General features: G+C 53.5%; 6 protein-coding genes. 2 read left to right on the top strand and 4 right to left on the bottom strand.

The genetic code is table 11. The annotated features are described in order from the left end of the window. Nucleotides 1–74: 74 nt before the first annotated feature. The 4 genes from ACP15L_RS20525 to ACP15L_RS20510 form a co-directional block, all read right to left on the bottom strand. A protein-coding gene (locus tag ACP15L_RS20525) for an IS3 family transposase (protein WP_425084199.1) occupies nt 75–1,426 on the bottom strand; the annotation gives its coding sequence in 2 pieces (ribosomal slippage) (nt 75–1,090 and nt 1,090–1,426; 1,353 coding nt in all). 669 nt (nt 1,427–2,095) lie between these two features. Beyond that, a complete protein-coding gene (locus ACP15L_RS20520) occupies nt 2,096–2,983 on the bottom strand; it encodes a DMT family transporter (RefSeq protein ID WP_425085596.1) in 888 nt (295 codons plus the stop codon). A gap of 255 nt (nt 2,984–3,238) precedes the next feature. Continuing rightward, nucleotides 3,239–3,697, bottom strand: coding sequence for a putative molybdenum carrier protein (locus ACP15L_RS20515; RefSeq protein ID WP_425085595.1), 459 nt, complete (start codon nt 3,695–3,697; stop codon nt 3,239–3,241). Then, nucleotides 3,694–4,377, bottom strand: coding sequence for an SOS response-associated peptidase (locus tag ACP15L_RS20510; protein WP_425085594.1), 684 nt, complete (start codon nt 4,375–4,377; stop codon nt 3,694–3,696). The genes ACP15L_RS20515 and ACP15L_RS20510 overlap by 4 nt, the downstream gene beginning before the upstream one ends. A gap of 116 nt (nt 4,378–4,493) precedes the next feature. Between ACP15L_RS20510 and ACP15L_RS20505 the strand changes: the two genes are divergently transcribed. Together ACP15L_RS20505 and ACP15L_RS20500 are read left to right on the top strand one after the other, a co-directional pair. After that, a complete protein-coding gene (locus ACP15L_RS20505; RefSeq protein ID WP_425085593.1) occupies nt 4,494–5,480 on the top strand; it encodes a DMT family transporter in 987 nt (328 codons plus the stop codon). Between the two features lie 108 nt (nt 5,481–5,588). Further along, entirely contained in the window at nt 5,589–6,056 is a 468-nt protein-coding gene (locus tag ACP15L_RS20500; RefSeq protein ID WP_425085592.1) for a transglycosylase SLT domain-containing protein, read from the top strand. Nucleotides 6,057–6,115 lie beyond the last annotated feature (59 nt).

Raw genomic sequence — 6,115 nt, 5'->3', positions numbered from 1 at the left:
TGTCCGTTGTCAGGGGTTTTGGGACGGATGGCGGCGTGATCTAAGAGAGTATCTGTCTCATCTGGTTAGATTGATTATGCGGCGGTTTTGCGGTGAAGCAAGCGCCGGGTTTCGATAGTCTTTCGTTTGATCCTTTCTCGTTGTTTTAGAATGGTCTGCCCGCGTCCGAAGTAGACATCAGCGGGCGTGAGGTTTTGCAGGCTCTCGTGATAACGCCGGTGATTGTAGTGCTCGACGAAGGCGTCAATCTGCTGCGTGAGATCACCGGGCAGATAGTAGTTTTCCAACAGGATGCGGTTCTTGAGCGTCTGGTGCCAGCGCTCGATCTTTCCCTGAGTTTGCGGATGGTATGGTGCCCCTCGAACATGATCCATTTTCTGATCTTCCAGCCATTCGGCAAGCTCACCAGAGATGTAACTGGACCCGTTGTCGCTGAGCAGACGTGGCTTGTGCAGCACCGTTGCCTGATCACAGCCTGAGGCGTGCAGGGCGAGGTCCAGTGTGTCGGTCACATCCTCGGTCTTCATCGTCGTGCAAAGCTTCCAGGCGATGATGTAGCGGCTGTAATCGTCCAGGATCGTGCTGAGATAGAACCAGCCCCAGCCGATCACCTTGAGATAGGTAAAATCGGTCTGCCAGAGTTGGTTCGGTCGTGTTGTCTTGTCCTGGAACTCGTCTGCGGCTGACAAAACCACATAGGCTGGGCTGGTGATCAGATCGTAAGACTTGAGGATGCGGTAGACCGAAGCCTCTGACACAAAGTACTTTTCTGTGTCAGTGAAGCGAACAGCCAATTCACGCGGGGAAAGCTCACTTTCCTTCAGAGCCAGATCCTTGATCTTCTCGCGCACTGGCGTGGGAATGCGGTTCCAGACCCGTGACGGCGTGGGTCTACGATCTTCAAGCGCCTCGGGGCCGCCGACGAGATATCGGTCGTACCAGCGATAGAAGGTGGTCTTCGGAATGCCCAGCTTCTCCAAAGTGCGCTTGGTCGGCAGATGCGATTGCTCAACCAAGCGGATGACTTCCAGTTTTTCGGATGCGGGATATCTCATGCGTCGTCGTCCCCATCCGCGATCATGCTTTTTTTGAGCAACCGCAGTTCAAGAGCCTGTTCGGCAACCACCTCCTTCAGATCACGGGCTTCCCGTCTCAGATCCTTCACTTCGGTGGAAGTTGCCGCGCGGGCCGTGTCGCCTGCCAGACGTTTCTTGCCGGCCTCCAGAAATTCCTTGGACCAGCTGTAATAAAGGCTCTGCGCGATGACCTCACGACGGCACAGCTCTGCAATGCTGTCCTCGCCTTTTAGGCCGTCCAGCACGATCCTGATCTTCTCTTCTGCGGAATACTGTTTGCGGGTCGCACGGCGAATGTCCTTTACGACCTTCTCACCGTGGCTCTGCTTGGTTCCGGGTTTCTTTCTCATCTCCACTCCTTGGCGGTTACGATGAGCCAGAAACCCTCTCTTATCAAATCGACCTAAACTGTCCCATTGGCGCTGACGTCAGACAAGATGCAAAGGCCGATGCCACCAACGACCCATAGGGTTTGCAGAGCTTGCAAGGTGGAACAGCAGCGATGCACAATGGACGCATGTCAACCTTGCAAAGGATCATTCTATCTGCGACCGCTTTGACGCTTGCTAGTACGGCGGCAATATCTTTGGAAGTGTCCTGCACTCTCCCTGACAGCCCAAATCACACTTACAGCATTACCGGTGATCAGGGTGTATTTACCTGGGATGACCACGACATCAAGCGCACATGGTTGCTCAAGTGCAATGACCAACGAAACGGTTTGTCTGCGTGCCACAGGTCAGAGAGCTTCGGCGAGCGCGGCGCTAGCGTGATAACTTTCGTGATGCTTCCAAACGGAGTCTTAGTCGAAAGCGGTTATTGGGCTTTGCTTGATACTAGCCGCGTCGGCGTAACAGCAGGTTTCGTTTGTGAGACAGAAGGCGAGTGACGGCTTTGCGGACAAAGCGCCAATTCGTGAGAATCGCACCAAGTTCAACTTTGAGTACTTATCTTGTCCAAGCGGTCGATTGTTTATTTGATGATAGGTGTTGTTTTGCGTCCAGAAAATTCGATGTCTCTCAGGACGTTTTCTTTGATTTATTAGTCGCCAAGAAGACGCCAAATCCAGCGACAACCATCCCAACCCAAGCAATCGGCGGCATGACTTCTCCGAGGACCAGCCAAGCAACAGCCGCCGCTCCCGGTGGGACTAGAAAAAAGAGCGCGGAAACTTTTGACACCTCCCCGGCGCGGATCATGGCAAGCAACAGGCCAACGGCGATGAGTGAACTTGCAGTGATGAGATAGACCAGCGACGCAATAAGCTGCCAAGTCCAACTGATTTGCATGGTTTCAAAGGCGACCATGAATGGCGAAACCCCCAACAAGCCCGCTGTAAACCCGACCAAATTTGCAGTGACAGGATGGTGCGAAACTCCGAAGCGTTTCTCCCACAAGGTGCCGCCGGTAATCCCGATCAGGGCGAGTGCGGCAAAAAGAAAACCAAACAGTGTTGGTGAAGCAACCTCGGACGTTGCAGTAATGACAAGAACCGCCCCCGTCAGGCCAAGGGCCAATCCGGCCCATTGCCGCCAGCTCACACTTTCACCTGCCCAACGCGGCGCGATCAGGCTGGTCAAAATGGGCTGCATAGCGAGGATAAGGGCCAGTGTTCCAACCGACAAACCTGCGTCAAAGGACATGTAACACATGCCAAAATACATTGCCTGCAGCAGAAAACCAACGATGGCCAAGTGTATCCACTCTTTAGGTGATTTTGGTATCGGTGGGCGCATGATGGCAAACAACCCGGCCATAATCACCACTACACAGGCAAAGCGCAGTGCAAGGAAAGTCATCGGCTCTATGTAGCCGAGGCCGAACTTGGCACCGACATAGCCGGTTGACCACACCGTCACAAATATACTGGGTGCAAAAATAAGCCATGTGGGCCGGTCGGCGGTCAAGAAAAATACCCTCGGCAAGTGTTGGTGTCGGACATTAGGGAATATTCACGTGAACTCCGAAATACACTGAGTATGGGAATAGTGAAAATGAAATGGTTTAGCAGACATCTATCTTGCCATATCGCGTGACAAGACATTCTTCGCTACCTCAATGGTCGCAGTATGGAATTTTCGATCAATGGACCGCAGGAGTTGTTAATACCGTCGGGTTTACCGGTCAGCCCTTTAAGAACTTCGGGCGTGTGAGAAACTGGCCTAGGTGGTCGAAAAAGCATCGCTCAGGAAAGCAAACGCCTTTGAATATACCCCAGGTGCTTCAGATTCACGTGGTCCGGCAACGTTGAGAACCGAAGGCTTGATCGATGAGACCCATTGCCGAACCCGCTCAGTTTCTAGACGGTTTTTATCTGCAAGCGCGATACGCAAAACCGGCTTTCCTACCTCAATTGCAACTTGATGAGTATAGTTCGTGCCGGGGCTTTCTGATCCATCAGTCAGAATAAGCGTCGCGTCGCTTGAACCGACGTTGAGCCGGGTTCTGACGTCTGGTTCTGGCGAAGGTGCTTCCGTTAGACCTAAGTATCGCTCTGGAATGCGGCCAGCTTCGTTGATGCGACCTTTGGGAACCCAGCCGCCGTAGCTCAAACCGCGTTGGATAGCGAACTCAAGGGCAGCCAAGTCTACGCCAGTTTGCCCGCCCGATACGATTTTCACGGCAATCTTCCTGCTGGGTCCGACTTCTCACCTTCGCCAGACCGAACAATTTGCATTTCGTTCGAATTGAAGGGCTCCAGCAGTTCGAATGCGTCATCCGCGTTGCCATCCATCCATTGCTCATAGTCCTGCGGCTTGAGGATGACCGGCATTCTCTGCGGGTGTATGGGCTTTACCAGTTCATTGGCCGTCGTGGTGATGACGGTGTAGGTTACAACCTCCTCGGGCCCTTCCTCGCCCTGGTACCGCGAGTTTTGCCACAAACCCGCAAATGCGAATGGCGGGCGGTCTTCATCGCCCTTCAGGGCGAACCAGTGGTAGGTGGCAGGGTTTCTTCCTTGAGCCTCACAGAACGAACTAGCCGGAACAAGGCAACGCCTCTCTTCAAAGCTCTGTTTCCACAAACCGTTTGATCGCACCTTGTCATCACGTGCGTTGTTCCAGGCACCCGGTTGAATAATTGCGCCGGTTTTCTTTGACTTCTTTGTCGTACGAAAGCCCCAGCTCAGCGGGACCAACTCACGCTTACCTTCGTCGCCTTTCCTGACCACAGGGGCTAAGTGCTTTGGGTAGATGGCTGGCAATGGTACCGCATTCCCCAGCCTGTCGCGTTCAACGGCCACGTCAAACAGCTGGCGCATCGCTGTGGCCGGGATGGTGTTGGAGTAGAGGTTGCACATGGCTCCAAAAGCTACGCACAAGACCTAAGTTGGACAAGGCTGCGCGACTTACCGTGTCGCAAAGCGACGTGATCTACCCCCTGACCCATGGTAGTGGCCCAATGAAAGGGCACACCATGACACCGGTACAAAAATTACAAAACCCGACAGTTGGTATTGCGTTCGTACTGATCGGAATATTGGCGATTTCTATCAATGATATGCTGATTAAATTCCTGTCTGGCGGTTACCCCTTGCACCAGATGGTGTTTGCAAGATCGTTGATCGGAGTCGGGTTTAGCTTTGCCCTAGTCCAGATGGAGGGCGGTTGGCGCATCCTGAAAACCGATCAGCCAGGTCTTCACCTTCTGCGCGGTCTGTTGATTGTGGTAGCCAATCTGACGTTCTTTACAGCCCTCGCGGTAATGCCCCTGGCGGAAGCCACGGCTGTTTTCTTCGTAGCTCCCTTGATGATCACCTTGCTGAGTATCCCATTGCTTGGCGAAAGAGTAGGGTCGATGCGGATTGGTGCCGTGATTGTGGGATTTTTGGGCGTGGTGATCATGACCCGCCCCTGGGAGGCCGGCGGCGAGCGTGAGGTTAGTCTGCTAATGTATGCCCTTCCGGTTCTTGCTGCGTTCACCTATGCCCTCAACAACGTGATGACTCGTTTCTTGGGCGCAAAGTCCAAGGCCTCAGCAATGGCTGTTTACATTCAGGCGTGCTTTATCGTTGTCAGCCTGTTGTTCTGGTCAGTGGCAGGGGATGGGCGCTTTGCGAGCGCGTTTGAAAACGAAAGCTTGATCTTCTTGCTGCGTGCCTGGGTCTGGCCCGAAGGGACTGACCGCTGGTTGTTTATTGGGCTCGGATTCAATTCTGCAATCATCGGGTATTGCCTCGGCCAGGCTTACCGCATGGCAGACGCGGCGACGGTGGCGCCATTTGAATACGTCGGTCTTCCTATGGCCGTTTTCTGGGGATGGGTCATCTGGGGAGAGCTCCCAAACCTGCCTGTCGCCATTGGTATCGCACTGATCTTGGGGTCAGGACTGTTTGTATTTTTGCGTGAGCGTCAGAAAAAGAGGCACATTGTTACTGAAAAGAGAGTGCATCGTCGATATTAGATGCCAAATCAATTCGGGCCAAAAGTCGCTCAACAATTTTCTGGGATATTGAAATTCAATCGCAGTTGAGCGCTGATGAATCGTACAGTTGATGGGAAGAGAATTCTGATGCGAAACACGTTCATTGTTGCGGCGTTATTTCTTGCCGCTTGTAGCAATCAACCCGCAGAGCCACTAACCCGGCTTTATCCCGGTGAAACCCCTGAGCTGCGAGTGATGATCAATGAAACTGCGGACGCAAACGGTGTGCCGCGGAGCCTTGTACACCGAGTGATCCAACGAGAAAGTGATTACCGCCCCAGTGTCCGAAATGGCCCCTACTACGGGCTGATGCAGATTCTACCTGCCACAGCGCGCCAGATGGGATTTCGTGGACAGCCTTCCGACCTCTTGGACGCTCAGACCAATCTGACATACGCCGTGAAATACCTGCGCGGTGCCTGGATGGTTTCGGATGGAAATGAGCCCGAAGCGGTCATGTGGTATGCCCGCGGCTACTACTACGAAGCCCGTAACAGATGCATGCTTGTAGCCACGGGGCTTCGGGATACCGAGGTCCGAAAATACTGCGGCTGAGGTCCTTCCCATAGGAATTTTAGAAAGCTCCCGATACACCGCAACAGCCTTCTTTGCAC

Source organism: Ruegeria profundi, assembly GCF_049800715.1.
Classification (GTDB): Bacteria; Pseudomonadota; Alphaproteobacteria; order Rhodobacterales; family Rhodobacteraceae; genus Ruegeria; species Ruegeria profundi_A.
Note: the sequence above shows the minus strand (reverse complement) of the source record. Positions and strands in the feature narration are given on the sequence as shown.

What these genes read in the sequence shown, in the direction of transcription:
- ACP15L_RS20510 (WP_425085594.1), bottom strand. Translation starts at nt 4,377, where the DNA reads ATGTGCAACCTCTACTCCAACACCATCCCGGCCACAGCGATGCGCCAG.
- ACP15L_RS20505 (WP_425085593.1), top strand. Translation starts at nt 4,494, where the DNA reads ATGACACCGGTACAAAAATTACAAAACCCGACAGTTGGTATTGCGTTC.
- ACP15L_RS20500 (WP_425085592.1), top strand. Translation starts at nt 5,589, where the DNA reads ATGCGAAACACGTTCATTGTTGCGGCGTTATTTCTTGCCGCTTGTAGC.